19 protein-coding genes are annotated in these 24,275 nt (G+C 62.5%); 4 read left to right on the top strand and 15 right to left on the bottom strand.

The features are described 5' to 3' along the window. Positions 1 to 38: 38 nt before the first annotated feature. From EYW45_RS15380 to EYW45_RS15350, 7 genes are all read right to left on the bottom strand, one after another. A complete protein-coding gene (locus tag EYW45_RS15380; RefSeq protein ID WP_161136326.1) occupies positions 39 to 1,193 on the bottom strand; it encodes a branched-chain amino acid ABC transporter substrate-binding protein in 1,155 nt (384 codons plus the stop codon). A 285-nt stretch (positions 1,194 to 1,478) separates the two neighbouring features. Further along, positions 1,479 to 1,805 carry a YegP family protein gene (locus tag EYW45_RS15375; RefSeq protein ID WP_161136325.1) on the bottom strand — a complete coding sequence of 109 codons (327 nt, stop codon included), beginning with the start codon at positions 1,803 to 1,805 and terminating at the stop codon, positions 1,479 to 1,481. Positions 1,806 to 1,967: 162 nt separating this feature from the next. Further along, a complete protein-coding gene (locus EYW45_RS15370) occupies positions 1,968 to 2,678 on the bottom strand; it encodes a ribonuclease activity regulator RraA (RefSeq protein WP_161136324.1) in 711 nt (236 codons plus the stop codon). A gap of 163 nt (positions 2,679 to 2,841) precedes the next feature. Next, a complete protein-coding gene (gene araD, locus EYW45_RS15365) occupies positions 2,842 to 4,581 on the bottom strand; it encodes an L-arabinonate dehydratase (protein WP_161136323.1) in 1,740 nt (579 codons plus the stop codon). A 9-nt stretch (positions 4,582 to 4,590) separates the two neighbouring features. Further along, entirely contained in the window at positions 4,591 to 5,439 is an 849-nt protein-coding gene (locus EYW45_RS15360; RefSeq protein WP_407924938.1) for an ABC transporter permease, read from the bottom strand. Positions 5,440 to 5,456: 17 nt separating this feature from the next. After that, a complete protein-coding gene (locus EYW45_RS15355) occupies positions 5,457 to 6,227 on the bottom strand; it encodes an ABC transporter ATP-binding protein (RefSeq protein WP_161136321.1) in 771 nt (256 codons plus the stop codon). A 25-nt stretch (positions 6,228 to 6,252) separates the two neighbouring features. Continuing rightward, the gene (locus EYW45_RS15350; RefSeq protein WP_161136320.1) at positions 6,253 to 7,266 is read right to left on the bottom strand and encodes an ABC transporter substrate-binding protein; all 1,014 of its coding nucleotides are present in this window, start codon (positions 7,264 to 7,266) and stop codon (positions 6,253 to 6,255) included. A gap of 167 nt (positions 7,267 to 7,433) precedes the next feature. Between EYW45_RS15350 and EYW45_RS15345 the strand changes: the two genes are divergently transcribed. Next, positions 7,434 to 8,120 carry a GntR family transcriptional regulator gene (locus EYW45_RS15345; RefSeq protein WP_161136319.1) on the top strand — a complete coding sequence of 229 codons (687 nt, stop codon included), beginning with the start codon at positions 7,434 to 7,436 and terminating at the stop codon, positions 8,118 to 8,120. Here EYW45_RS15345 and EYW45_RS15340 read toward each other — a convergent pair. The 7 genes from EYW45_RS15340 to EYW45_RS15310 all read right to left on the bottom strand — a co-directional run bounded on the left by EYW45_RS15340 (position 8,117) and on the right by EYW45_RS15310 (position 15,190). Then, entirely contained in the window at positions 8,117 to 9,400 is a 1,284-nt protein-coding gene (locus EYW45_RS15340) for a TRAP transporter large permease (RefSeq protein WP_161136318.1), read from the bottom strand. The two genes, EYW45_RS15345 and EYW45_RS15340, sit on opposite strands and share 4 nt — an antisense overlap. Continuing rightward, a complete protein-coding gene (locus EYW45_RS15335) occupies positions 9,391 to 9,963 on the bottom strand; it encodes a TRAP transporter small permease (protein ID WP_407924928.1) in 573 nt (190 codons plus the stop codon). The genes EYW45_RS15340 and EYW45_RS15335 overlap by 10 nt, the downstream gene beginning before the upstream one ends. A 10-nt stretch (positions 9,964 to 9,973) precedes the next feature. Next, entirely contained in the window at positions 9,974 to 10,948 is a 975-nt protein-coding gene (locus EYW45_RS15330; protein WP_161136317.1) for a TRAP transporter substrate-binding protein, read from the bottom strand. A 175-nt stretch (positions 10,949 to 11,123) separates the two neighbouring features. Further along, entirely contained in the window at positions 11,124 to 11,984 is an 861-nt protein-coding gene (locus tag EYW45_RS15325) for an SMP-30/gluconolactonase/LRE family protein (protein ID WP_235939121.1), read from the bottom strand. A gap of 74 nt (positions 11,985 to 12,058) precedes the next feature. Continuing rightward, entirely contained in the window at positions 12,059 to 12,895 is an 837-nt protein-coding gene (locus tag EYW45_RS15320; RefSeq protein ID WP_161136315.1) for an NAD-dependent epimerase/dehydratase family protein, read from the bottom strand. A 289-nt stretch (positions 12,896 to 13,184) separates the two neighbouring features. Beyond that, positions 13,185 to 14,072: a fructose bisphosphate aldolase gene (locus EYW45_RS15315; protein ID WP_161136314.1), complete on the bottom strand. Its 888-nt coding sequence runs from the start codon at positions 14,070 to 14,072 to the stop codon at positions 13,185 to 13,187. Between the two features lie 419 nt (positions 14,073 to 14,491). After that, positions 14,492 to 15,190 (bottom strand): glutathione S-transferase family protein, encoded by a 699-nt coding sequence (locus EYW45_RS15310; protein WP_161136313.1) that lies wholly within the window; start codon positions 15,188 to 15,190, stop codon positions 14,492 to 14,494. 105 nt (positions 15,191 to 15,295) lie between these two features. Between EYW45_RS15310 and EYW45_RS15305 the strand changes: the two genes are divergently transcribed. The 3 genes from EYW45_RS15305 to EYW45_RS15295 all read left to right on the top strand — a co-directional run bounded on the left by EYW45_RS15305 (position 15,296) and on the right by EYW45_RS15295 (position 22,001). Continuing rightward, on the top strand, positions 15,296 to 19,606 hold the full coding sequence (locus EYW45_RS15305; RefSeq protein WP_161136312.1) for a DEAD/DEAH box helicase: 4,311 nt from the start codon (positions 15,296 to 15,298) through the stop codon (positions 19,604 to 19,606). Between the two features lie 96 nt (positions 19,607 to 19,702). Next, positions 19,703 to 20,635: an aldo/keto reductase gene (locus tag EYW45_RS15300; RefSeq protein ID WP_161136311.1), complete on the top strand. Its 933-nt coding sequence runs from the start codon at positions 19,703 to 19,705 to the stop codon at positions 20,633 to 20,635. 4 nt (positions 20,636 to 20,639) lie between these two features. Next, positions 20,640 to 22,001: an NTP/NDP exchange transporter gene (locus EYW45_RS15295; protein ID WP_161136310.1), complete on the top strand. Its 1,362-nt coding sequence runs from the start codon at positions 20,640 to 20,642 to the stop codon at positions 21,999 to 22,001. On the opposite strand, the gene fusA is transcribed toward EYW45_RS15295, so the two are convergent. Further along, the gene (fusA, locus tag EYW45_RS15290; protein ID WP_161136309.1) at positions 21,982 to 24,087 is read right to left on the bottom strand and encodes an elongation factor G; all 2,106 of its coding nucleotides are present in this window, start codon (positions 24,085 to 24,087) and stop codon (positions 21,982 to 21,984) included. The two genes, EYW45_RS15295 and fusA, sit on opposite strands and share 20 nt — an antisense overlap. Between the last annotated feature and the right edge of the window lie 188 nt (positions 24,088 to 24,275).

The raw sequence follows: 24,275 nt of genomic DNA, 5'->3' as shown, positions 1-24,275 counted from the left end.
CGTGTGCGCGGACTCGCTAGAGCCTCGCGCACGACGGGTTACTTGGCCGCTTGGCTGACCATGGTTTCGACCATTTCCCACTTGCCGTTCTTGACTTCGTAAACGGTGACCGAAATTTCTTTCAGATCGCCCTTCTCGTCATAGGCAATGTTTTCGCTCGTCGCACCCTTGCGGCTCAACTTGGCCAACACCGGCAGGTACTTCTCGGGCTTGGACGAACCGGCTTTCTCGATGGCCGTGATCATGTTCCACGCGCCGTCATACGCGTACGGGGCATACACGCCAGGATCCTTCTTGAAACGGGCTTTGTAGGCCGCTTCGAAATCCTTGCCTGCCGCCATCTGCGTCAGCGGTACACCGGCCAGGGACGCGAAGGTGCCATTGGCCGCGTCGCCCGCCAGCTTGATGAACGTATCGCTACGCGTCATCTCGCCCGACACCAGCGGTGCCTGGATGCCCAGCGTGGCCAATTGGCGCTTCATCGGACCCGATTGCGCGTCCAGGCCGCCGTAGAAAATAGCGTCCGGGGCGGCACCCTTGATATTGGTCAGAATCGAGGTGAAGTCGTTGGCCTTGTCGGTGGTGTACTCCCGGCGCACCACCTGACCGCCGGCCGCCTTGACCGCCTTCTCGACTTCGTCGGCCAGGCCCTGGCCATACGCCGTACGGTCGTCGATCAGCGCGACCTTCTTGCCCTTGAGCTTTTCGACGATGAACTTGCCGACGGCAGCGCCTTGCTGCGTGTCGCTCGTCATCATGCGGAAAGTGGTTTCATAGCCCTGCTGCGTGTACTCGGGCGAGGTCGCCATCGAGATCTGCGGCAGTCCGGCATCGTGATAGACGCGCGATGCGGGAATGGTGGTGCCCGAGTTGAAATGCCCCAGGATGCCGACGACACCTTCATCCACCAACTGCTGCGCCACCTGCACGCCGGTGCGCGGATCGGCCTGATCGTCTTTGGAAACCAGGATGAATTTGGCCGTGCTGCTTCCGACCTTGATGCCCTTCTTGTTGGCTTCTTCGATTGCCAGCGTGAGCCCGTTCTGCATGTCTTCGCCGTAATGCGACTGCGGGCCGGTCAACGGCGCGGCGTAGCCGAAACGGATGTCCTCAGCGTGCGCGGGCGCGAAGGCGAGCGCGACCGCAGCGGTGCATCCAACGGCCACACTTTGAATGATGTTCTTGGACTTCATGACTACCCTCCGAGGCAATGGAAAAAGCGTGATGTTTTTCTGTATGAGCGACGCTTCTGACGCCGCTTGCAACCCTGCAACATCGTCGATGGATGATGTTGCATCTGGCACTGTCAGATGGGCGCAAAGCCGCACCACGCCTGACTGTGGGGCGGATTATAGGCATGAAGTGGGACAGGAATCGCTAGGGGTTTACCCAAGGGTTTTACCTTTCTGACACACGGGTGCAACTGCAGCATTCGATGCAGAAAAAACCCCTATCGCACCGCTCTTACGCGATGCTTACTAGCCTTCCTTGGTGGGGGCATTCACGGCCGCGGTTTTCACCGCCGCGATGCCTTTATCGCGTGCCGCGGCAGAGGGATACATCTCACTGCGCCCCAGCGACTCACCATTGCTTGCCGTGAGCGTGAAGTACATCGAGCCATCCTTGGCTGTCGATTTTTTGAACCGTTCTTCGTGCGCGGCATGTTGCTGCACCGAAGCAATGCCGCCTTGCGCGGATTGCTTGGTGGTGTAGCGCTCACTCGTCAGAACGGTTTCGTGATTGCCTGCTTTGAGATTGAACATGTACTGCGTACCGCTCTGCTTCAAGACGAAATATCCACTCATGGAAATTGCTCCTTTAAGCTGCGTGACACGCGCGCATGCGAGTGCATGCGGCAGTGGCGACATCGGGCGTCGCTCACCGGGCACCATACCGCATTTCTTACCTCGTCGGTCGCACGTTTATCGGCGCGGTGCTGGTCGAGAACATGCGCATCGATCGTACCGTCACCTGCCGCGCTGCTTGCGCCAGGCTGTGAAATCCGTGAGCGTTTGTGGATCGGTGGCGGGATAAAGGCCGACGATCGAGCGGCCACCATCCACTTGCTCGGTGACGAAATCTTCAAACACCGTCATCTCGAAGGCCTCAACCGCAATCTCGTCGGCGAGATGAGCCGGCAGCACGATCACGCCTTCGGCGTCGCCCACGATCACGTCGCCCGGAAACACGGGTGCATCGCCGCAACCGATCGGCACATTGATGTCGATGGCCTGATGCAACGTGAGATTGGTGGGTGGCGATGGCCGGTGATGATAGGCCGGCATCGCCATCTCGCCGATCTCATGCGAATCGCGAAAGCCGCCGTCCGTGACCACGCCCGCCACACCTCGCCGCATCAACCGCGTGACCAGAATGCCGCCCGCCGAGGCAGCTCGCGCATCCTTGCGGCTGTCGATCACCAGCACGGCGCCCGGCGGGCAATCCTCCACGGCCTTGCGCTGAGGGTGGGCGGGATTGCGAAACACCTCCAGCCCATTGAGATCCTCGCGCGCCGGCATATAGCGCAACGTGAACGCCTCACCCACCATATTGCCGCGCGGCGCACCGACGGGTGCCACGTCCTGAATAAATTGATTGCGCAGGCCACGCTTGAAAAGGCAGGTGGTCAACGTGGCCACACTCACATGCAGCAATTTTTCGCGGGTATCGTCTTTCACTGATCGGTTCGCTTCTAAGAGATTGAGAGCATGCTCTCGAAAGGTTTTGCGGAGGCGTTGATGCCAGGGTTGGCTTTCGCGCTGACTTTGGCTTTGACGTTGGCTTTGGCCTTCGCTCAGGCCTAGGCTTTCGGCGTCGGCCTGCCGCTCACCGCCGCCGGGATCAAAAGATATCCGGTTCGCCCACTGGCGCGCCGAAATCGGTCTTCAGGAAGTCGAAGTCGCAGCCTTTATGGGCTTGTTCGATGTGCTTGGAAAACATCCAACCATAACCGCGCTCGAAGCGCGCCGGTGGCGCTTGCCAGGCCGCACGCCGCCGCGCCAGTTCCGCTTCGGGCACATCGATGTTTATCGTGCGCGCATTCACGTCCAGGCTGATGATGTCGCCATTCTCCACAAGCGCCAGCGGACCGCCCACATACGATTCGGGTGACACGTGCAGAATGCAGGCACCATAACTCGTGCCGCTCATGCGGGCGTCCGAGATGCGCACCATATCGCGGATGCCCTGCTTCACCAGTTTCTTCGGGATCGGCAGCATGCCCCACTCCGGCATGCCCGGCCCGCCTTGCGGACCGGCATTGCGCAGGATAAGCACATGATCCGGCGTGACGTCGAGGTCTTCGCGATCGATCGCGGCCTTCATCGACGGATAATCGTCAAACACCAATGCAGGACCGCTGTGCTTCAGAAAGCGCGGCTCGCATGCACCTGGCTTCATCACGCAACCTTCCGGCGCGAGGTTGCCGCGCAGCACCGCCAGCGACCCTTCGGCATATACCGGTCGGTCCAGCGGCCGGATCACGTCGTCGTTAAATACTGCGGCCGATGCGATGTTCTCGCCGAGTGTGCGGCCCGTAACCGTCATAGCGTCCAGGTGCAGATGGTCCTTGATGCGCGTCATCAACGCGGGCAAGCCGCCTGCATAGAAAAAGTCCTCCATCAGATACTTGTCGCCGCTTGGCCGCACATTGGCGATCACGGGCACGAGACGGCTGAAGCGCTCGAAATCGTCCAGGCCGATATCGGCATTGGCGCGCCGCGCCTGCCCGATCACGTGAATGATCGCGTTGGTCGAACAGCCCATCGACATCGCCACCGCGATGGCATTCTCGAACGCCTCGCGCGTCTGAATGTCGGCGGGCTTCAAATCCTCCCACACCATCTCGACGATGCGGCGGCCCGACTCGGAGCACATCCGGATGTGATTGGCGTCCGGCGCGGGAATCGAGGATGCGCCCGGCAAGGTCATCCCCAGCGCTTCGGCGATGGCCGTCATCGTGCTGGCCGTGCCCATCGTCATGCAGGTGCCGTGGCTGCGCGCAATGCCCGCCTGGATGCCGATCCACTGGGGCTCGCTGATCACCCCGGCACGCCGGTCGTCCCAATACTTCCAGGCGTCCGAACCCGATCCCAAGGTGTTGCCCTGCCAATTGCCGCGCAACATCGGGCCGGCCGGAATGTAGATCGCCGGCACACCCGCACTGGTGGCGCCCATCAGCAACCCCGGCGTGGTTTTATCGCAGCCACCCATCAACACCGCGCCATCGACCGGATGCGAGCGGATCAGCTCTTCGGTTTCCATCGCCAGCATATTGCGATAGAGCATGGTGGTCGGCTTGACGTATTGCTCGGCCAATGAGATCGCCGGCAATTCGATCGGAAAGCCGCCCGCCTGCCATACGCCGCGTTTGACGTCTTCCACACGTTGCTTGAAATGCGTATGACAGGGATTGATATCGGACCAGGTATTGATGATCGCGATCACCGGCTTGCCGGCCCATTCTTCGGGCGCGTAGCCCATCTGCATCGCACGCGATCGGTGGCCGAAGCCGCGCAGATCGTCAGGGGCGAACCAGCGCGCGCTGCGCAGCGATTCCGGGGTTTTTCTCGGTGTTGTCATGTCTCTCTCTTATCCTTGCATGCCCCAACGGCGTACGGTTTTTTTCTCGATCGTGCGAAACACCAGATTTTCGACGACCAGTCCGATCACGATAACGGTTAGCAAGCCCGCAAACACAGCGGGAATATCGAGCAGGTTGCGGTTCTCGAAGATGAACCATCCCAACCCGCCCTGCCCCGAGGCCACGCCGAATACGAGTTCGGCGGCGATCAACGTGCGCCAGGCAAACGCCCAACCGATCTTCAGTCCCGTCAGAATCGACGGAAACGCCGCCGGCACGAGAATGCGGCGCACATACGCGAAACCGGTGAGCTCGTAGTTGCGGCCCACCATGCGCAGCGTATGCGACACACTCAGAAACCCAGCATGCGTGTTCAACGCCACGGCCCACAGTACCGAGTGCACCAGCGTAAACACCAGGCTTGCCGTGCCCAGACCGAACCAGATCAAGGCCAGCGGCAGTAACGCAATGGCCGGCAGCGGGTTGAACATGGCGGTCATCGTCTCGAGAAAGTCGGTCCCGATGCGCGTGGTGATGGCCAACATCGTCAACAATCCCGCCAGCACCAGGCCGACGAAATAGCCGAGCAACAGCACCTTGATCGACGTCCAGGCGCGCGTGAGCAACACGCCGTCGCCGATGCGTTCGATCAGCGTCTTGATCGTCTCGCTCAGCGTGGGAAACGTAAGCGGATTATCGAGGATGCGCGCATACACTTCCCATGCCACGGCGAGCACGATGATGATGAGCGTTTTTCGCACGAACGCATTGTTCCAGGCACGCTCGAGCGCGCCGAGCTCGCGTACGACGACGGCCCGTTCGCCGGCGGCGGCACGATCGCCGGCCACATCGCGCATCGTGATGGTTGCTTGCGTCATACCGTGGTCTCCGGATGCGGATCGTTGAACAGCAAATCGTGAATGCGCTTCTCGAGTTCGGCAGCCTCGCCGTTCTCGGCCGACACGCGATCGACATCGTTGACCTCGGCCTTTACCTGGCCCGGATGGGGCGAGAGCAGCAGGATGCGGTTCCCGATGCGAATGGCTTCGGCAATGGAGTGCGTGACGAAGAGTACGGTGAATCGCGTGTCTTCCCACAGCCGCAGCAGTTCATCCTGCATGTGGCGACGCGTGAGCGCATCGAGTGCGGCAAAGGGCTCGTCCATCAACAGGATGTCCGGCTCCATCGCCATGCCGCGGGCAATGGCCACCCGTTGCTTCATGCCGCCAGACAACGTGTGCGTGTAGCTGTCGGCAAACTTGGTCAGGTTGACCTTTTCGATGTATGCGCGCGCCTTTTCTTCGGCTTCCCGGCGTGCAAGCTTGCGCGCCACGGAGAGCGGAAACATCACGTTCTCGACGACCGTTTTCCACGGCAGCAATTGATCGAACTCCTGAAACACCATCATGCGATCTGCGCCCGGCCGCTTCACCGTTCGTCCTTTGATCCGGATCTCGCCTTCCTCCGGCGTGAGATAACCGCCCACGGCCTTCAGCAGGGTCGACTTGCCGCAGCCCGAGGGCCCGAGCAGCACGAAACGATCGCCGGTTTCAACCTGGAAACTCACGCGATCGGTGGCCGTAATCAGGCTTGACGGCGTCTTGTAGCGCAGCGTCACGCCGTCCACATCCAATAAATGCGTCATGGCACCTCCTTGTGCGGTCGGGCGATCAGTTGCCGTTCAAGCTGGCGGCGACCGGCAGGAAATACTCGGTCCAGGCGCGCGGCTCGGTTTTGAGGATGCCCACCTTGTGCATATGCGCGGCAAACTGCATGCTGCCCGCAGGCGCCGTCTGGAAATTCATCATGCCCGGCTGCTTCATCATCGCCATCAGATCGTCGATGCTGGTGCGGTCGCCGCTGAGTTCCTTGTACATTTCAACCGATTCGCGCGTGTGGGTTTTCACATACTCGACTGCTTCCTTGGAGGCGGCGATCACGGCGTCGATCGTCTTCGGATTGTCCTTGGCGAACGCTGTGGTGGTGAACAATGTCGACTGCGACAATCCGCCTTTGATGATGTCGGCTGAACTCAACACGATGTGCGCCCCCGGAATGTTCTTCAGCTCCTGAAAGTCGAACGGCGGCGCCGAAAAATGACTGGCCACTTCATGCTTGGGGTTGGACAAAGCGCCCGCGGCGTCAGGGTGCCCAAGTTGGACCGTGTTGGGATCGAGCTTGCCCCACTGGCCAGTGCCAAACGCTTGTTCGGAGGCCATTTGCAAAAGTATGGCTTGCGTGGAAATGCGCACGGTAGGCACCGCGATCTTGTCCGTGGGCTGGAAATCCTTGAGGGTCTTGATGCGCGCCTCGCGGCTGATCAACACGACTGGCTGCGCCGAGTTGGTCACGATGCCTTTTACGCCACCTCGCGTGCGGTCCCATAGCAATAGCAGATTGCCCAGCCCGCTATTGACGATGTCGACGTTGTTCGAGAGCAAGGCATCGGTGGCCGCGCCCCCGCCCGAGAACATCCGCCATTGCACCGTCAGATTAGGCAAACCCAGTGCGGCCGCCTGCTTTTCGATCAATTTTTGCTTTTCCATCACGATGGCCGGCAGATAGAGAATGCTCGGTTGCTTGGTGATCGTGATCTCGGTTTTTTCGGCGGCGTGTGCGGCCCCACCGAATGCGGCGCTGAGCGTGAGTGCGAACACGGTCGCGCGCAAGGTGCTTTTGAACATTGGTTTGTCTCCGATGCCGGCGTCTGATGCACCGGTCTGATTGGCTTGTGAGCGGCGGATCGAACGTCTGCCTGCTTGCGTCAAATACTAAAACATTAGTATTTCATAAGCAAGGAAATGCGGTACGCTTGCATCCTCAGCGCGTGCGCCATGCCATCCCCTTGCCTATGAACGCTCCTATTGCCCTCGATCGTCTGCGCCAAGTCGCCCCGCAGCTCTATGAACTGCTGCGCGACAGGATCGTGAGCTTGAGCTTGCCGCCAGGCACCGCCCTCGCCCGGACCGAACTGGCCGCGCAATTCGGTGTTAGTCAGACGCCGGTGCGCGACGCACTGATGCGCCTGCAGGAAGAAGGCTTGGTGGATGTGTTTCCGCAGGCTGCAACGCGGGTGAGCAAGATCGATATGACCAAGGCGGTTCAGGCGCATTTTCTGCGCCGCGCGATCGAGCTCGAAATCGTGCGCGACTTGGCGGCCCCCGAGAACGCCGTCACCGCCGATCTGATCGTGCGGCTGCGCCGCATCCTGGAGGACCAAACGCGCCTGGCGGCCGCAGCCGATTACCTGGCTTTCTCGGACGCCGACCACGCGTTCCATCGTGAACTGTATCGTGCCGCGGGGATGGGCGAACTGCTGCAGCTCCTGCAAAGCCGCAGCGGTCACATCGAACGGCTGCGCCGCCTGCACCTGCCCACGCCAGGCAAAATGCAGCAAGTGATCGACGACCACTTGCGCATCGTTGAGGCGATCGCGGCGCGGCAAACGGATGTCGCGCAGGCCAGCCTGCGCGCACATTTGTCGGGCACGCTATCCCAGGTCGACGAGATTCGCGCGCGGCATCCGGATTACTTCTAGTTGAGCAGCACGCTGGGCAGCCACATCGAGAACGCCGGCACGTAGGTGACGAGCGCCAGCGCGGCAATCAACGCACCGTAAAACGGCCAGATCGTTCGCATCACCGTTCCCACCGATACCTGGCCGATGGCGCATCCGATGAATTGCGTCGTGCCCACCGGCGGCGTGTTCAATCCCAGCGCGCAGTTCAGCAGGATGACGATGCCGAACTGCACCGGACTCATGCCGTACTGCATGCAGATCGGCAAGAAGATCGGCGTGCAGATGAGGATGGTTGCCGCCATGTCCAGGAACGTGCCCAGCAGAAACAGGATGACGTTGACCATCAGAAAGATGGCCCAGGGATCGGTGGAAATCGCCGCCATCATCTCGCCCGTCTTTTCGGCCACGCCATAAAAACTGATGAGATAGCCGAAGGTGGCCGAGATGCCGATGAGCAGCAGCACGATGCCGGTGGTCTTGACGGCCTTGGCCGCCGCGCGCACGAATTGATCGAATGTGAGCGAGCGGTAGATGAACACCGTCAGCGCCAGCGCATACAGCACCGCCACCGCCGCCGATTCCGTCGCCGTAAACACGCCGCTCAGGATGCCTGCAATGATGAGCACTACCACGAACAACCCCGGCAATGCCGCCGCCAGTGAACGGCCGACGATCGCCCACCCCGGAAACGTGCCGGAAGGATAGCCGCGGCTGCGTGCCACCAGATAGGCCGCCGCCAGATTGCACACGGTAAGAATCAGCGCCGGGATCACGCCGGCTGCGATGAGCGCGGCGATCGATACCTTGCCACCCGCCGCCAGCGTGTAGATGATGATGTTGTGGCTCGTCGGCATCAGCGCGCCCACAAGTGCGGCATGCGTGGTGACGTTGACGGCGTAATCCGCGTCGTAACCCTCGCGCTTCATCATGGGGATCATCACCGACCCCATTGCCGAGACGTCGGCCACGGGCGAACCCGACACGCCGCCGAAAAGTGTGCACGCCACCACGTTGGACATGCCCAGGCCGCCGCGCACGTGGCCCACGAGCGATTTGGCGAAGGTGACGATACGATCGGCAATGCCGCCATAGAGCATCAGTTCGCCGGTGAAGATGAAAAACGGAATCGCCAGAAACGAGAAGGCATTCATTCCCGACGTCATCTGCTGGAACGCCACGGCGATCGGCAGATCTTCGTACATGATCGCGCCGATGGCCGAGAGCCCGATGGCGAACGCCACCGGCACGCCGATGATCAGAAAGGCCATGAAGCCTACGGAAAGGATGGTCAGTGCCATGCGGGAACCACCTTTTGATGACGGAGGATGGCCACGATGTGCTCGATCGAGAAAATGACGATCAACACACCGGACAACGCAGCGGGGGCATACTTCCAGCCTTCCGAGATGCCCAGATTGGGCATGGCGTACTCGTGCACCGATTCGGCCAGCACCGCGCAGTTCCACGCCATCAACGCGCCGAAGATCAAAACGAGCAGATGGATCAGGATCTGCATGCGGCGTTGCGCCGATTCATGCAGCGCGGCGATGACGACTTCGAAGCCGATGTGCCCTGCGTCGCGCACACCGACGGCCGCGCCCAGCATGGTCACGTACAGCACGAGCAACAACGACAGGCTTTCCGCCCACGTGGGGGTGTTGTTCAGGACATGGCGCCCAAAAATCTGAAACGCCACTGCTGCGATCAGCAACACGAGCCCCGCCACGCTGATCCACATGCACAAGCGGGCCAGCACGGCGCAGGCCGCGGTAAAACCGTTGAGAAAGCGGCTGGTCGCCCAGCGCCCAGGATCAAGCTGCCCGGTCACGGGCGAAACAGGCGGTGTCGAATGTGCAAGCATGACTAACCTCTCACGGCATGGCCTGAATGCGTTCGACCAGGGACTTCATCTCCGGCGTAGTCACGAACCGCGCATACACCGGCTGCATGGCCGCCTGGAACGTGGCCTTGTCTGGTTGCACCACCTGTGCGCCACCCTTCTCCACCGTTTGCCGCGATTTCGTTTCGCGCTCGGCCCACTGCTTGCGCATGAAGGGCACAGACTCTTTGGCCGCCGTACGAATGATTTTCTGATCCTCGGCAGAAAGCTTGTCCCACTGACGTTTTGAATACACCAGGATTTCCGGCGTCATCGTGTGCTCGGTCAGCGAATAGAACTTGGCGACTTCGTAGTGATGCGCGCTTTCGTAGCTGGGAAAGTTGTTCTCGGCCGCATCCACCAATCCGGTCTTGAGCGAGGTGTACACCTCACCCATGCTCATCGGCGTGGCATTGCCCCCCATCGCCTCGACCATCGCAACCGACAGGTCCGATTGCTGCACGCGAATTTTCAATCCCTTCACGTCGGCCAGCGTTTGCACCGGCTTGTTGCGGGTGTACATCGAGCGCGCGCCGCTGTCGTACCACGCGAGGCCTACGAAACCGGCCTTCTCGCAAGACCGCAGGATCTCTTCGCCCACCTCGCTATCGAGCACCCGGTGCAGATGATCGGTCGACTTGAACAGGAACGGTAGCGACGGCACACGGGTGGTCTGGCAGATATTGTGCATGGCCGCGCTGCTTACGCGCGCCATCGCCAGTGCGCCCAGCTTGACCTGTTCCAGGCTATCGTTTTCAGAGCCCAGTGCGCTGCCGGCGAACACCTTGATGGTGGTCTTGCCGCCCGTCCGCTCCTTGACCAGATCGGCCATGTAGCGCACGGCGGTGACCGTGGGGTAATCGTCGGGATGGATGTCGGCAGATCGGAGTTCCGCCGCCTGAGCAACAGGAACGAGCAACGTGGCGAGCACCGCCACTGCGAGACGGGATGGTGTGAAGCGCAGCATGTCTACCTCCGGGCAACGTCTTTTAAAGGCGTTTATTGTTGTGAGCGCTTGGGGCGCCGAATAACTGGGGTACTACATCGAATGCGTGGACGGCGTCGTGCGTGATGCGGCGTAGCGGGTCGATGGTGCGGGTGTGTCGATCGTCGATGCGTGGGGTGCGCGATGCGGCCAGGCGCTAGCCGGCGAAGGCAGGCTCCTCCAGACCGATCACGCCGGGATACAGGGCAAACACAGCGCCATCCAGGCTTTCCGGCGCATGGCTCGGCAAGCGGATCGACGTAATGAACAAGGTATCGAGATTGGGCCCGCCAAACGCGCACATGGCCGGCTTGGCGACCGGCACCGCAATGCTGCGATCGTGTTGGCCGTCGGGCAGAAAGCGATGCACCATGCCGGCATCGTTGCCACAGATCCAGTAGCCGCCCTCGGCATCGACGGCCGCGCCGTCCGGCCGCCCGGGATATGCCGTCATGTCGATGAACAGCCGGGGCGAATGCGGGGTGCCGGTGATCGTGTCGTACGTATAGGCCCATACGGCCTGCCGCGATGGATGCGAATCGGACACGTACATCGTGCGCCCATCGGGGCTGAACGCCATGCCGTTGGGCACGATGTAATCGCGCAGGATCGGTGCCGACAAGCCCCGCTCGTCGAAGCGGTACAGGCACCCGGCAGCCTGGCCCGCGCTCATGTCCTGCACCATGGTGCCGGCCCAGAACCGTCCCTGCCGATCGCAGCGGCCGTCGTTGAACCGCATATCGGGCGCGGCGTGGGTCACTGCGGCCAGGCGCTTCGGCATCACCGCACCGCCATCCTGCGCCAAAGGAGACGGCAGATAAAAGATGCCGGTTTCCATGGCCAGCAACCACCCGCCATCGCAGATCGCCATGCAGCCGGCCATCTCGGGCAAGGTCCAATGACGCGCGACACCCGTTGCTGAATCGAACCGCCACAGCGTTTTCCCGGGGATATCGGTCCAATAGAGCGCGGCCTCACGCGCATGCCACACCGGGCTTTCGCCGACGCCGCAACGCATGTCGCCAACCCGATGCGCCGGTTTCGCCGCGGCGTTGCCAGGCGTGGACCCGCTTTCGAGATCGGGTGCGAGGTTCATGATGTGAAGGGCCCGGCTTTGACGAATGCGCCGCCCTGGAACTTTCCAGCGATGTCGTCGGCAGCCAGCGGGGGTTGGCTTTCCACTTTGGCGCGAAATTGCTCGGACGACTCTTGCGGGTCGAATCCCAGGTGCGCGGCACGGCTGTTGTCCCACCACGACTCGCGGTTTGCCGACGCGCCATACACGATGGTGTGGCCTACGTTTGGCACAAACAGCGACTGTACGACCAACTGCGTCAGGTCGTCGTAGCCCAGCCAGGTAATCAGCATGCGGCGGTCGCGCGCTTCGGGAAACGACGAACCGATTCGCAGGCAGACCGTTTCGATGCCATAGCGATCGAAGTAAAAGCGCGAGAGATTCTCGCCGAACGCCTTGCTGATCCCGTAATAACCATCCGGGCGCAGCGGCACGTCGGTATCGATCGTCTGCCCCTGCGGATAAAAGCCGATGGTGTGATTGGAGCTGGCAAACACCACGCGCTTCACACCCTGCTTGCGCGCCGCTTCGTAGAGGTTGTAAACGCCCTGGATGTTGGCCGGCAGGATTTCATCGAACGGCCGCTCCACCGAAACGCCGCCCAGATGCACGATGGCATCCACCCCCTGCACCAATCTGTCGACACCGTCGGCATCGGCCAGGTCGCAGACGATCGCTTCTTCGTGTGCTGCAGTCGGCCCGAGATCGTTGATGTCCGATAACCGCAGGATGTCGGCGTATGGCCGCAGGCGTTCCCGCAGTACGCGACCGAGGTTGCCGCTCGCGCCGGTCAGCAGTAACCGATGACAATGCCTGCTGGAGTCGTTCGATGAGATATTCGCAATCGGCGCCATGTTTTCCGTCTGTTGTCATACAACTGAACGGAGTATATGGATCGCCTGATTTCATCGTCAAGCGCCGTTTTCTAGGGGCTTTCCCTCGCCTTTCAGCAAGCCGTCAGTATCGCCGTAAGCTTGGCGTAACATGGCTTTCAGCCCGATCGGTAGGATGCGGAACGCACCCGATCAACGCACATGGAAAAGGGCCGCTTGCGCGGCCCTTCGATATCCTGACTGCTCTAGTTGTCGTACGACAAGACATGACTATCAGGGCGTGGCAGCGACAGACGCTGCCCCGTGATACTCAGGTGATCGACGCCCGATAGATGCCTTCGATGCTGCCGTCGAGCGCCTTGTTGAACCCGTCGTCCGAATGTTGGGCGGTCAAGCCTTCGGTGAGTGCACGGCTGAAGCTGGCGATCACGCCAGGGTTGCGCGACAGACGCGCATTGGCGTCGTCACGCTCATAGCCGCCGGAAAGCGCCACCACACGCACCACACGCGGATGGTCGACCAGTTCCTGGAACGCGCCATCCACGTTGGGCAACGTCAGCTTGAGCATCACGCTCACGCCTTCGGGCAACGCATCCAGACGCTTGAGGAAACCCGCTTTCAGCATCTCTTCGATCTTGGTCTTTTCGGGTGCCTTGATCGAGACTTCCGGTTCCAGAATCGGCATCGCGCCGGCATTGAAAATCTGCACACCGTATTCGAACTGTTGATCCAGCACGGCATCGATGCCGGCTTGATTGGCTTCGTTCACCACCGAGCGCATCTTCGTGCCGAAGATACCCTTGGCTACCGCACGCTTGAGCAAATCGTCCAGACCGGTGATCGGCTTCATCAACTGCACGCCGTTGGCTTCCGCTTCCAGGCCTTTGTCGACCTTCAGGAACGGCACCACCTTCTTGACTTCCCACAGGTAGGCAGGCGCTTCCTTGCCTTCGAACTGACGGTCCATCGTTTGCTCGAACAGGATGGCGCCGAGCACGCGCTTGCCGTCGAAGGCGGGGCTGGCCACGATACGATTGCGCATCGCGTGGACGAGATCGAACATTTCAGCATCGCCGTTATAGGCAGACTCTTCGATACCGTACAGCTTCAACGCCTTCGGCGTACTGCCGCCGCTCTGGTCCAGTGCGGCGATAAAGCCCTGGCCTTCGGCGACTTTGGCGAGTTGTTCTTGGTTCATGCATTGGCTCCTGATTGAAAAAACGAGTGGGGAGCGGTGCTACTGATGACAGGGCCGTCCCGACGCGTGGCGCCAAGCTTACCGTGGTCCACAGAAAAACCAAACTCCAACCGTGTCAGAGCGTAACGGCCGCGGCGTAAGCCGTAAGCATGAAGCAGCGCAACACGCCTCGCACGGCGCCCGCTGTCATGGTGCCCGCCATCCGCACTTTGACGTCGCCGGCAGCGCGAAACGCCCTGCCGCGCAACCATGGCTTAGCCTCTATGGGCGAGAAAATAGCCGGATTTTTATCGCCAAATCGCAGTGTGGCGGCAACAGACGCGCACATCTGGACGCCGCAGCCCCGATGGGGCCGGGCGGCGCGTCGATCCGGTCCCAAGCAGGAACCTCTTACGTGCGCGTGCGCGCAGCGACCGCGTTCAGGCATTCTGCTTGGCGGTCACCCGGAAGTCATGCGTGATAATGCCGACTGAAAGCACATCGGCCTCATGCGATGCCTCGGTGGTGGTTTCGTCCAGCGCGGCCGCGTACCACGCCTGCATGCTGTCCAGCGCCAGGATGCGGGCCGCGTACGCATCGCCCTCGGCGCCCACGCTCAATCCGTAGGTTTGCAGGCGAAACACCACTGGCGCAAAAAAAGCGTCGACCGCAGTGAACGTATCGCCCGCCAGGAATGGGCCGCCGAAGGTGTCCAGCCCTTCGCGCCACAAGCTCCCGATGCGCGCCAACTCGCGGCCGAGCGCGGCGGGCGTGTCGTTCAGCGCGACGCGCACGCCGCAGCTCATCGCACACTGATTGCGCAAGGTGGTAAAGCCCGAATGCATTTCAGCTGCCGCGCAACGCGCCCAGGCGCGTGCCGTTCGGTCGGCAGGCCACACGGCCGGATGCGACTCGGCCACGTATTCGACGATGGCCAGCGAATCCCAGACGGTCACGTCGCCATCGCGCAGGACGGGCACGCGACGGGTGGGCGAGGCTTGCAGAAAAGCCGCCGACTCGAACGCCGGTCCAAACGGAAACAACCTTTCGTTGAACGGAATCGCCAGCATCTTCAACAATACCCACGGCCGCAACGACCACGACGAATAATTTTTGTTGGCGATGATCAGGTCGTACATGCGCGCGTCCTTGCAAGAAAGCGATGATTGAGGCCAAGGATCTTATTACATTACAGGCGCGCGGCTTGCCGTTGTTTGCCGCACGCCCATCCCCATATTCGACCTATGACCCCCTTGCGCGCAACGGACGCCTCCTGGGCCGACTTCCACCCGGCAGTCGCAGCCTGGCTCAGCCGCGCGTTCCCGCGCCCCACGCCGGCCCAGGCGCAAGCGTGGCCGCTGATCCGCGCGGGCCGATCCACGCTGATCGCCGCCCCCACGGGATCCGGTAAAACGCTGACCGCCTTCATGGCCGCTATCGACGAACTCGTGCGCGCGGCATTGGCGAGCGACGACGGGCTGCCGGACACGACCACCGTGGTGTATGTGTCGCCGCTCAAAGCGCTGTCCAACGATATCCAGGTCAACCTTGAAACACCGCTTGCGGGTATCGGCGAGGCCCTCGCCGACATGGGCTTGCGCGACCCCGGCATCCGCACTGCCGTGCGAACCGGCGACACGCCGCAAAGCGCGCGGCAGGCGATGCGCAAGCGCCCGCCCCATATCCTGGTCACCACGCCGGAGTCGCTGTATGTGCTGCTGGGATCGGATAGCGGCCGCGCCATGCTCGCGCACGTGCGCACCGTGATCGTCGACGAAATTCATGCGGTCGCCGCCAGCAAACGGGGCAGCCATCTGGCGTTGAGTCTCGCGCGGCTGGACGCCTTGTGCGACCGTGCACCCACGCGCGTGGGCCTGTCGGCCACGCAAAAGCCACTGGACGCAGTGGCGCGGTTTCTCGTCGGCACCGGTCGCGACTGTGCCATTGTGGATGTGGGTCATGTGCGCGAGCGCGATCTGGCGATCGAATTGCCGCCGGTCCCGCTCGAAGCGGTGATGCCCAACGAGGTGTGGGAGCGGGTCTACGACCGCATGGCCGAATTGACCGTCATGCACCGCACTACCCTCGTCTTCGTCAATACCCGCCGCATGGCGGAGCGGCTGGCGCGCCATCTGGCCGACCGTCTGGGACCTGAGGGCGTGGCCGCCCATCACGGCAGTCTCGCCAAGGAATACCGCCTGGATGCCGAACAGCGGCTCAAACGGGGCGACCTTCGGGTGCTCGTGGCCACGGCGTCGCTGGAGCTCGGCATCGACATCGGCGACGTCGAACTCGTGTGCCAGGTGGGGTCGCCGCGCAGCATTGCCGCGTTCCTGCAGCGCGTGGGGCGCTCGGGTCACCATGTGGGCGGCACGCCCAAGGGACGGCTCTTTCCCACGTCGCGCGACGATCTGCTCGAATGCACCGCGCTGCTCGACTGCATCCGTCGCGACGAACTCGATGTGCTGCGTATCCCCGTGGCACCGCTCGATGTGCTGGCTCAACATATCGTCGCCGAGGTCGCCAGCCGCGAATGGCACGAAGATGCGCTTTTCCGGTGCGTGCGAGCGGCTGCGCCGTTTGCCGCGCTGCCGCGCGAGAAATTCGATGGCGTGCTGCGGATGCTGGCGGAAGGTCACACGGGCCGCAACGGCGTGCGCGGCTCGTACATCCACCGGGATAGCGTTTCCGGCATGGTGCGTGGCAAACGCAATGGCAAGCTCACGGCAGTGACCTCGGGCGGCACGATCCCGGACAACGCCGACTTCACCGTGCTGATGGAGCCGCAAGGACTCACGGTGGGCACGGTGAACGAAGACTTTGCCGTGGAAAGCCTGGCGGGCGATGTGTTCCAGCTCGGCAACACGGCCTATCGCATTCTGAAGATCGAGGGCGGCAAGGTTCGCGTGGAAGATGCGCAAGGCGCCGCACCCAATATCCCGTTCTGGCTGGGCGAGGCGCCCGGCCGCAGCGATGCCTTGTCGGCGGGCGTATCGCGATTGCTCGAAACGTTGGACCGATGTCTAGCCGCCGATCGCGACACCGCCATGGCTTGGCTCGTCGACGAGGTGCGCACCGGCGAGCCCGCCGCGCTGCAGATCGTCGATTACCTGAGCCGCACCCGTGCAGCCCTCGGTGCCCTGCCCTCGCAGAACACATTGATCATGGAACGTTTTTTCGACGAAACGGGCGGCACGCAGTTGGTGTTGCACCTGCCTTTCGGCAGCCGCGTCAATCGCGCGTGGGGCTTGGCGCTGCGCAAGCGCTTCTGCCGCAAGTTCAACGTCGAATTGCAGGCCGCCGCCACGGAAGACGCCGTCGTGCTGTCGCTCTCGCAATCCCACAGTTTTGCGCTGGACGAGGTGTGGCGTTATCTGCATGCGAACAGTGCCGAGCGGGTGTTGATCCAGGCGGTGCTCGATGCGCCGATGTTCAATTTGCGCTGGCGCTGGAACGCGACCACCGCACTGGCCTTGCCGCGCTACGCCGGCGGCCGCAAAGTCGCGCCGCAACTGCAACGCATGAAGAGCGACGATCTGCTCGCGGCCGTCTTTCCCGACCAAGCGGCCTGCCTGGAAAATGTGGTGGGCGAACGCGAATTGCCCGATCACCCCCTGGTCGAACAAACGCTGGACGATTGTCTGCATGACGCCATGGACAGCACGACATGGCTGGCGATACTGCGCCGGATCGACGCGGGCGACGTGCGGTTGATCGCACGCGACCTGACCGCGCCGTCGCCGCTCGCCATGGAGATTCTCAACGCCCGTCCCTACGCGTTTCTCGACGACGCGCCTTTGGAGGAGCGGCGCACGCAAGCCGTTGCCAATCGACGTTGGCGCACGGCCGATTCAGCCGACGACTTGGGCGCATTGAACGCTGATGCGATTGCGAGCGTGGCCGACGAGGCGTGGCCGCAGGCGCGCGACACCGACGAGCTGCATGAGGCCTTGATGGGGTTGGCTGCGATCACGGTTGACGAAGCCAGCGTCGCGCCCGAATGGCTTGAGGGCTTGCAACAGCTTGCCGAGCAACGGCGTGCCACGCGGGTGGGCGACCTGTGGGTCGCGGTCGAACGCGTGCCGCTGTGGCAGGCGCTGCGGCCCGATACGCCGATGACGCCGGCACTGACCGTACCCGCCTCGCACCGGGCGCCATGGACCCGTGACGATGCGCTCATCGAGGTACTGCGCGCACGGTTGACCGGCTTTGGCCCGCAAACGGTCACCGCCATTGCGCAGCCCCTAGGGTTATCAGACGCGGAGGTGACCACAGCATTGCAGCGGCTCGAGGTCGACGGCTATGTCATGCGAGGCCGCTTCACCCCCGGCGTGCACGATGAAGAATGGTGCGAGCGTCATTTGCTCGCGCGCATCCATCGCTACACGATCCGGCATCTGCGGCGCGAAATCGAGCCCGTTACGCTGCAGGACTTCATGCGTTTCCTCTTCGACTGGCAGCATGTGAACCCCGCTGCGCGCCTGCAAGGCGCCGACACCTTGCCGCTCGTCATCGCGCAACTCGAGGGTTATGAAGCGCCCGCTGGGGCCTGGGAAGCACAACTGTTGCGCACGCGGGTGACCGACTACGCCGAGCCTTGGCTGGACGATCTGTGCCGCGCGGGCAAAGTGATCTGGACGCGTCTCGGACGACAAGCCCGTTCCGGCACGGGCCCCGTTCGCGCCACCCCGATCGCACTTCTGCCGCGGCGCCATCTGGCGCCCTGGCAGGCCTTGCCCACTCGAGGCGACGCCCCCGCGATAACGCCGCGCGCCCAGCGCGTATTCGACGTGCTCACGCGCGAAGGCGCGCTCTTCTTCGATGAAATTCTCGACGCCGTACCCATGCTCGGTACCGAACTGGAAGAGGCGCTTGGCGAACTCGTCGCACTCGGCTGGATCAACACCGATAGTTTTGCCGGCCTGCGGGCGTTGATCCTGCCTGCGGGCAAGCGCTCCCGACCGGGTAAATTTCGGCGCCGCGGCGGCGCGCCCGCGCCCAGCATCGATGACGCCGGTCGCTGGGCGGTCGTACGCCGTCCCCCGTCAGGCGACGATGGCGTGGCGGCTACGGTGTCGAACCGGCGGCCGGCAACCGACCCCAAGGCGCTGGAACACATCGTTCACGTGCTGCTGCGTCGCTACGGCGTCGTCTTCTGGCGGATGCTGGCGCGCGAACCGGACTGGTTGCCACCCTGGCGCGAGCTCTTGCCGGTTCTGCACCGGCTCGAGGCGCGCGGCGAGATCCGGGGCGGGCGTTTTGTGGCGGGGCTTTCCGGCGAACAATTTGCGCTGCCGCAAGCGATTCCACTGTTGCGTGAAATCCGGCGTCAGCCTAAAGACGACAGCTTCGTGCGCGTATCCGGCGTCGATCCGCTCAACCTGATCGGTACGTTGTTACCTGGGGACAAAGTGCCTGCGCTTACCGCCAATCGCCTGGTGTATCTGGACGGCGTGCCAGTGGGCACCCTGGTGGCCGATGACGTTCACATGCTCATGCCGCTCGCGCCTGAACAGCTTCAACGGGCACGGGAATTGTTGTTGGGCCTGCGTTAACGTACTCTGCGGGTACCGGTTCACGATCGAGCGCCGGGTCTCGCTTGCCGCGCGTGCGGCTGCCTCCCCTCGTCTCATTGCGTCAAGGAGTAAGCCGTGCCCTCACGCCGCCAGTTCCTCAATGCCGCCGCCGTCTCCGCTGGCGGTCTGATGTTGTCCTCACCCACCGCTTTCAGCTTCGCCGCTTCGGCCGATGCTGCAGAAGGTCCGATGGCCACCCGCCCCATTCCGCGCACCAGCGAACGCTTGCCGGTGATCGGCATGGGCAGCTCGGGGAGTTTCGAAGTGGGCGATAGCGCTGCCGATCGCGATCCCCTGCGCGACGTGCTGAAGCGGTTCTTTGCCGGTGGTGCCACGTTGATCGACACCGCGCCGAGCTACGGCCGTGCGGAGAACGTGATCGGCGATCTCTTGGCCGAAGGCGGCTGGCGCGAGAGGACATTTCTGGCCACCAAACTCGGCGCCACCGGCCGCGATGCAGGCCAGGCCCAGTTTGCTGAATCCCTGCGCAAGCTCAAGACGGACAAAGTCGAGCTGCTGCAAGTGCATAATCTGGTCGACTGGAAAACGCAGCTGGCCTTGATCGACGATCTCAAAAGGCAGGGCAAGGCACGCTACTCCGGCATCACCCATTACACCGAAAGCGGCCAGGATGCCCTGGCCGAAGCGGTGCAGGCCACCAAGCCCGACTTTCTGCAGATCAACTACTCGGTGATCTCGCGCGGTGCAGAGCAGCGCTTGTTTCCCATGGCGCAGGACCTGGGCGTGGCGGTGCTGATCAATCGTGCGTTCGATGATGGGCGGTTGTTTTCGCAAGTCAAAGGCCGTGAACTGCCGCCGTGGGCAGCCGACGCCGGCATCACGTCATGGGCACAGGCTTTCCTGAAGTTCGCGTTGAGCCATCCGGCCGTCACGGCCGTGATTCCCGCGACCGGCAAGCCGGATCGTCAAAGCGACAACCTGCTCGCCGGCCACGGCCCCACGCTTACGGCTGCGCAACGGCAATCGTTGATCGACATGTTCGCTTAACGCCATGGCTCGCAACCCAGACGATCGCCGATCCGCGCTGGCGCGGCTGCTCAATGTCGACAGCAGAGAATTGCCTGCCGTGCTGGCGGGCCTTTTGCTGTTTTTCCTGCTTTTCACCGGCTACTTCATGCTGCGGCCGGTGCGCGAAACGATGGGTGTCGCAGGCGGCGTCGATAATCTTCAGTGGCTCTTCAGCGCGACCTTTGTGGCCACGCTGGTTGTGCTGCCCTTGTTCGGCTGGGTCGCCTCGCGCGTCGCGCGCAACCGTATCCTGCCCTGGACTTACACGTTCTTCGTGGTCAATCTGCTGGCGTTTGCGGCGGGTTTCATCGCCCGCCCCGAGAGCGTGTGGGCGGGCCGCATTTTCTATGTCTGGCTATCGGTATTCAATATGCTCGCCATTTCCGTGGCCTGGAGCGTGCTGGCCGATGTGTTCGAAAGCCATCAGGCCAAGCGGCTTTTCGCATTGATGGCGGGCGGTGCCAGCCTGGGCGGCCTGGCGGGCCCCATCCTCGGCACGCTGCTCGTTGCGCCATTGGGCCACGCCGGATTGCTGGCGCTCTCTGCCGTCTTTCTGGCGGCTGCCGCATTCGCCGGCAGTTGGCTGCAGCAGTGGCGGCAACGCCAACCGATGCTGGCGGGCGAAGTGCAGGATGAACGATCGCGGCCGCTGGGCGGCAATCCCTTTGCCGGTGCCACGGCCGTCTTCAAGTCGCCTTATCTTCTCGCCATTTCGCTTTTCGTGATCCTGCTGGCAAGCGCCAATACCTTCCTGTATTTCGAACAAGCGCGGCTTGTGGCCGAAACGTTCCCCAGCCGCACCCAGCAAACCCAGGTGTTCGGTGTGATCGATCTCGTGGTGCAGAGCCTGGCGATTCTGACGCAGCTCTTTTTCACAGGCCGCATCGCACAGCGACTGGGCGTGGGTGTATTACTGGTGGCCGTGCCGCTGGTTGTGGCGGTCGGCTTTTTGTGGCTGGCGCTGGCGCCCGTATTTGCGGTATTCGTGGTGGTGATGGTGGTGCGCCGCGCGGGCGAGTATGCCCTGGTGCGGCCCGGGCGCGAAATGCTTTACACCGTGATTCCGCCCGAGCAAAAGTACAAAGCCAAGAACTTCATCGACACGGTGGTCTACCGTGGCGGCGACGCGATCAGCGGCTGGGTCAAGCGCCTCCTGGATGGGGTGGGCGATCATCCCGCGCTGGCCATGTTCATCGGCGCCATCCTGGCCCTGGTCTGGGCGCTGACCGGCGTCTGGCTGGGCCGCAAGCAAGCTGCCAACGAAGCGACGCTGGGACAGCAGCACACGGGCAATGCGGCAACCGCCGCATCGCCCCATCCTCCCACTATTTCTCGCGCGCCTTGACCACCACGTCGGCCACGTGGCTGGGCGCCTCGGCGTAATGCTTGAACTCCATGGTGTATGTGGCGCGGCCTTGCGTGAGTGAGCGTAGCGACGTCGAATAGCCGAACATTTCTGCCAGCGGCACTTCGGCCCGCACCAGCTTGCCCCCGCCCCCGGCGATGTCTTCCATGCCTTGCACCATGCCGCGGCGCGACGACAGATCGCCCATGACGTTGCCCATGAAGTCTTCAGGCGTTTCCACTTCCACGGCCATCATCGGCTCGAGCAGGATCGGTTTGGCCCGTCGCATGCCTTCCTTGAAGGCCATCGAACCTGCCATGCGAAAGGCATTTTCGTTGGAATCGACGTCGTGATAAGAGCCGAAGAAGAGCGTCGCTTTCACGTCCACCACGGGGTAGCCGCCCAGCACGCCTGCGTTCAAGGCCTCCTGAATGCCTTTATCGACCGCAGGAATGTACTCGCGCGGCACCACGCCACCTTTGATCGCATCGACGAATTCGTAGCCTTTGCCGGCCGGCTGTGGCTCGAGCTTGAGCACCGCATGACCGTACTGGCCGCGTCCGCCCGACTGCTTGACGAACTTGCCCTCCACTTCCTCCACCGTCTGTTTGATCGTTTCGCGATAGGCCACCTGCGGCTTGCCCACCGAGGCTTCCACGCCGAACTCGCGTTTCATGCGGTCGACCAGAATCTCCAGGTGCAACTCGCCCATGCCTGAAATGATCGTCTGCCCCGATTCTTCATCCGTTTTCACGCGAAATGAGGGATCCTCCTGTGCGAGGCGGCTGAGGGCCACGCCCATCTTTTCCTGATCGGCCTTCGTGCGCGGCTCCACCGCCTGTGAGATCACCGGCTCGGGAAAAATCATGCGCTCGAGAATGATGATGTGATCGGGGTCGCACAGCGTGTCGCCCGTGGTGGCGTCTTTCAATCCAACCGCGGCAGCGATATCGCCGGCGCGCACTTCCTTGATTTCGCGCCGCTCATTGGCATGCATCTGCACGATGCGGCCCAGCCGCTCTTTCTTGCCCTTGACCGGGTTGTAGACGGAGTCGCCCGTGTTGACCACACCGGAATACACCCGGAAGAAAATCAGCTGGCCGACGAAGGGGTCCGTCATGATCTTGAACGCCAGGGCCGAAAACGGTTCGGTGTCGATGGCATGGCGCTCGGCGTGCTCGTCGTCCTCCGTGTGGCCCGGGATCGCGGGCACATCCACCGGCGACGGCAGGTAGTCGACCACCGCATCGAGCATCGCCTGCACGCCCTTGTTCTTGAATGCGCTGCCGCACAGCATCGGCACGATCTCGTTGGCGATCGTGCGCTTGCGAAGCGCCCACTTGATTTCTTCCTCGGTCAGCGCCTCGCCGCCCAGGTACTTCTCGAGCAGCTCCTCGCTTGCCTCGGCGGCCGCCTCGACCATCTTGTCATGCCACTCCTGCGCCACCGGCAGCAGATCGGGCGAAATGTCCTCGTACTGAAATTTCACGCCCTGGCTCGCGTCGTCCCACACGATGGACTTCATCTTCACGAGATCGACCACGCCTTGAAAATGATCCTCGGCGCCCACGGGGATCTGGATCGGTATCGCCACCCCTTTCAGACGCTCCGCGATCTGGCGTTGCACGCGAAAAAAATCCGCACCCACCCGATCCATCTTGTTGACGAAAGCGATACGCGGCACCTTGTACTTATTGGCCTGGCGCCAGACGGTTTCCGATTGGGGCTGCACGCCGCCCACGGAGTCATAAACCATACAGGCGCCGTCGAGCACCCGCATCGAACGTTCGACTTCGATCGTGAAGTCCACGTGACCCGGCGTATCGATGATGTTGATGCGGTGCTCGGGATACGTGCCGCCCATCCCCTTCCAGAACGCCGTGGTGGCGGCAGAGGTAATAGTGATCCCGCGTTCCTGCTCCTGCTCCATCCAATCCATCGTGGCCGCACCGTCATGCACCTCGCCGATTTTGTGGCTCACCCCGGTGTAGAACAAAATGCGTTCCGTGGTGGTGGTCTTGCCGGCGTCGATGTGGGCGCTGATGCCGATATTGCGATAGCGCTCGATGGGTGTCTTCCGGGCCATGAGGATCTCCTTGAGTGGCCTGCAGGGTGGGGAAAGAATGTGAGTGCCACGATACTCCCACTGCCGCCGCATCCCTACCGAATCCTGCTCGGCGGTAGGGTTTTCACAGGGCGTGCCCATGAAAAATCGCCCGGCATGGAGATGCCGGGCGATGCTGAAAGATTGGGCGGCCGCGTTTTCAGCGGCCG

It is taken from the genome of Schauerella aestuarii (assembly GCF_009866805.1).
In the GTDB taxonomy this organism is placed as follows: Bacteria; Pseudomonadota; Gammaproteobacteria; order Burkholderiales; family Burkholderiaceae_B; genus Schauerella; species Schauerella aestuarii.
The sequence above is the reverse complement of the archived record's forward strand: the minus strand, read 5'-3'. Positions and strand labels throughout refer to the sequence as shown.

Excerpts from the sequence above, each read along its gene's own strand:
- EYW45_RS15380 (WP_161136326.1), bottom strand. The coding sequence starts at position 1,193 with ATGAAGTCCAAGAACATCATTCAAAGTGTGGCCGTTGGATGCACCGCT.
- EYW45_RS15375 (WP_161136325.1), bottom strand. The coding sequence starts at position 1,805 with ATGAGTGGATATTTCGTCTTGAAGCAGAGCGGTACGCAGTACATGTTC.
- araD (WP_161136323.1), bottom strand. The coding sequence starts at position 4,581 with ATGACAACACCGAGAAAAACCCCGGAATCGCTGCGCAGCGCGCGCTGG.
- EYW45_RS15360 (WP_407924938.1), bottom strand. The coding sequence starts at position 5,439 with ATGCGCGATGTGGCCGGCGATCGTGCCGCCGCCGGCGAACGGGCCGTC.
- EYW45_RS15355 (WP_161136321.1), bottom strand. The coding sequence starts at position 6,227 with ATGACGCATTTATTGGATGTGGACGGCGTGACGCTGCGCTACAAGACG.
- EYW45_RS15350 (WP_161136320.1), bottom strand. The coding sequence starts at position 7,266 with ATGTTCAAAAGCACCTTGCGCGCGACCGTGTTCGCACTCACGCTCAGC.
- EYW45_RS15345 (WP_161136319.1), top strand. The coding sequence starts at position 7,434 with ATGAACGCTCCTATTGCCCTCGATCGTCTGCGCCAAGTCGCCCCGCAG.
- EYW45_RS15340 (WP_161136318.1), bottom strand. The coding sequence starts at position 9,400 with ATGGCACTGACCATCCTTTCCGTAGGCTTCATGGCCTTTCTGATCATC.
- EYW45_RS15335 (WP_407924928.1), bottom strand. The coding sequence starts at position 9,963 with ATGCTTGCACATTCGACACCGCCTGTTTCGCCCGTGACCGGGCAGCTT.
- EYW45_RS15330 (WP_161136317.1), bottom strand. The coding sequence starts at position 10,948 with ATGCTGCGCTTCACACCATCCCGTCTCGCAGTGGCGGTGCTCGCCACG.
- EYW45_RS15325 (WP_235939121.1), bottom strand. The coding sequence starts at position 11,984 with ATGCGTTGCGGCGTCGGCGAAAGCCCGGTGTGGCATGCGCGTGAGGCC.
- EYW45_RS15320 (WP_161136315.1), bottom strand. The coding sequence starts at position 12,895 with ATGGCGCCGATTGCGAATATCTCATCGAACGACTCCAGCAGGCATTGT.
- EYW45_RS15315 (WP_161136314.1), bottom strand. The coding sequence starts at position 14,072 with ATGAACCAAGAACAACTCGCCAAAGTCGCCGAAGGCCAGGGCTTTATC.
- EYW45_RS15310 (WP_161136313.1), bottom strand. The coding sequence starts at position 15,190 with ATGTACGACCTGATCATCGCCAACAAAAATTATTCGTCGTGGTCGTTG.
- EYW45_RS15305 (WP_161136312.1), top strand. The coding sequence starts at position 15,296 with ATGACCCCCTTGCGCGCAACGGACGCCTCCTGGGCCGACTTCCACCCG.
- EYW45_RS15295 (WP_161136310.1), top strand. The coding sequence starts at position 20,640 with ATGGCTCGCAACCCAGACGATCGCCGATCCGCGCTGGCGCGGCTGCTC.
- fusA (WP_161136309.1), bottom strand. The coding sequence starts at position 24,087 with ATGGCCCGGAAGACACCCATCGAGCGCTATCGCAATATCGGCATCAGC.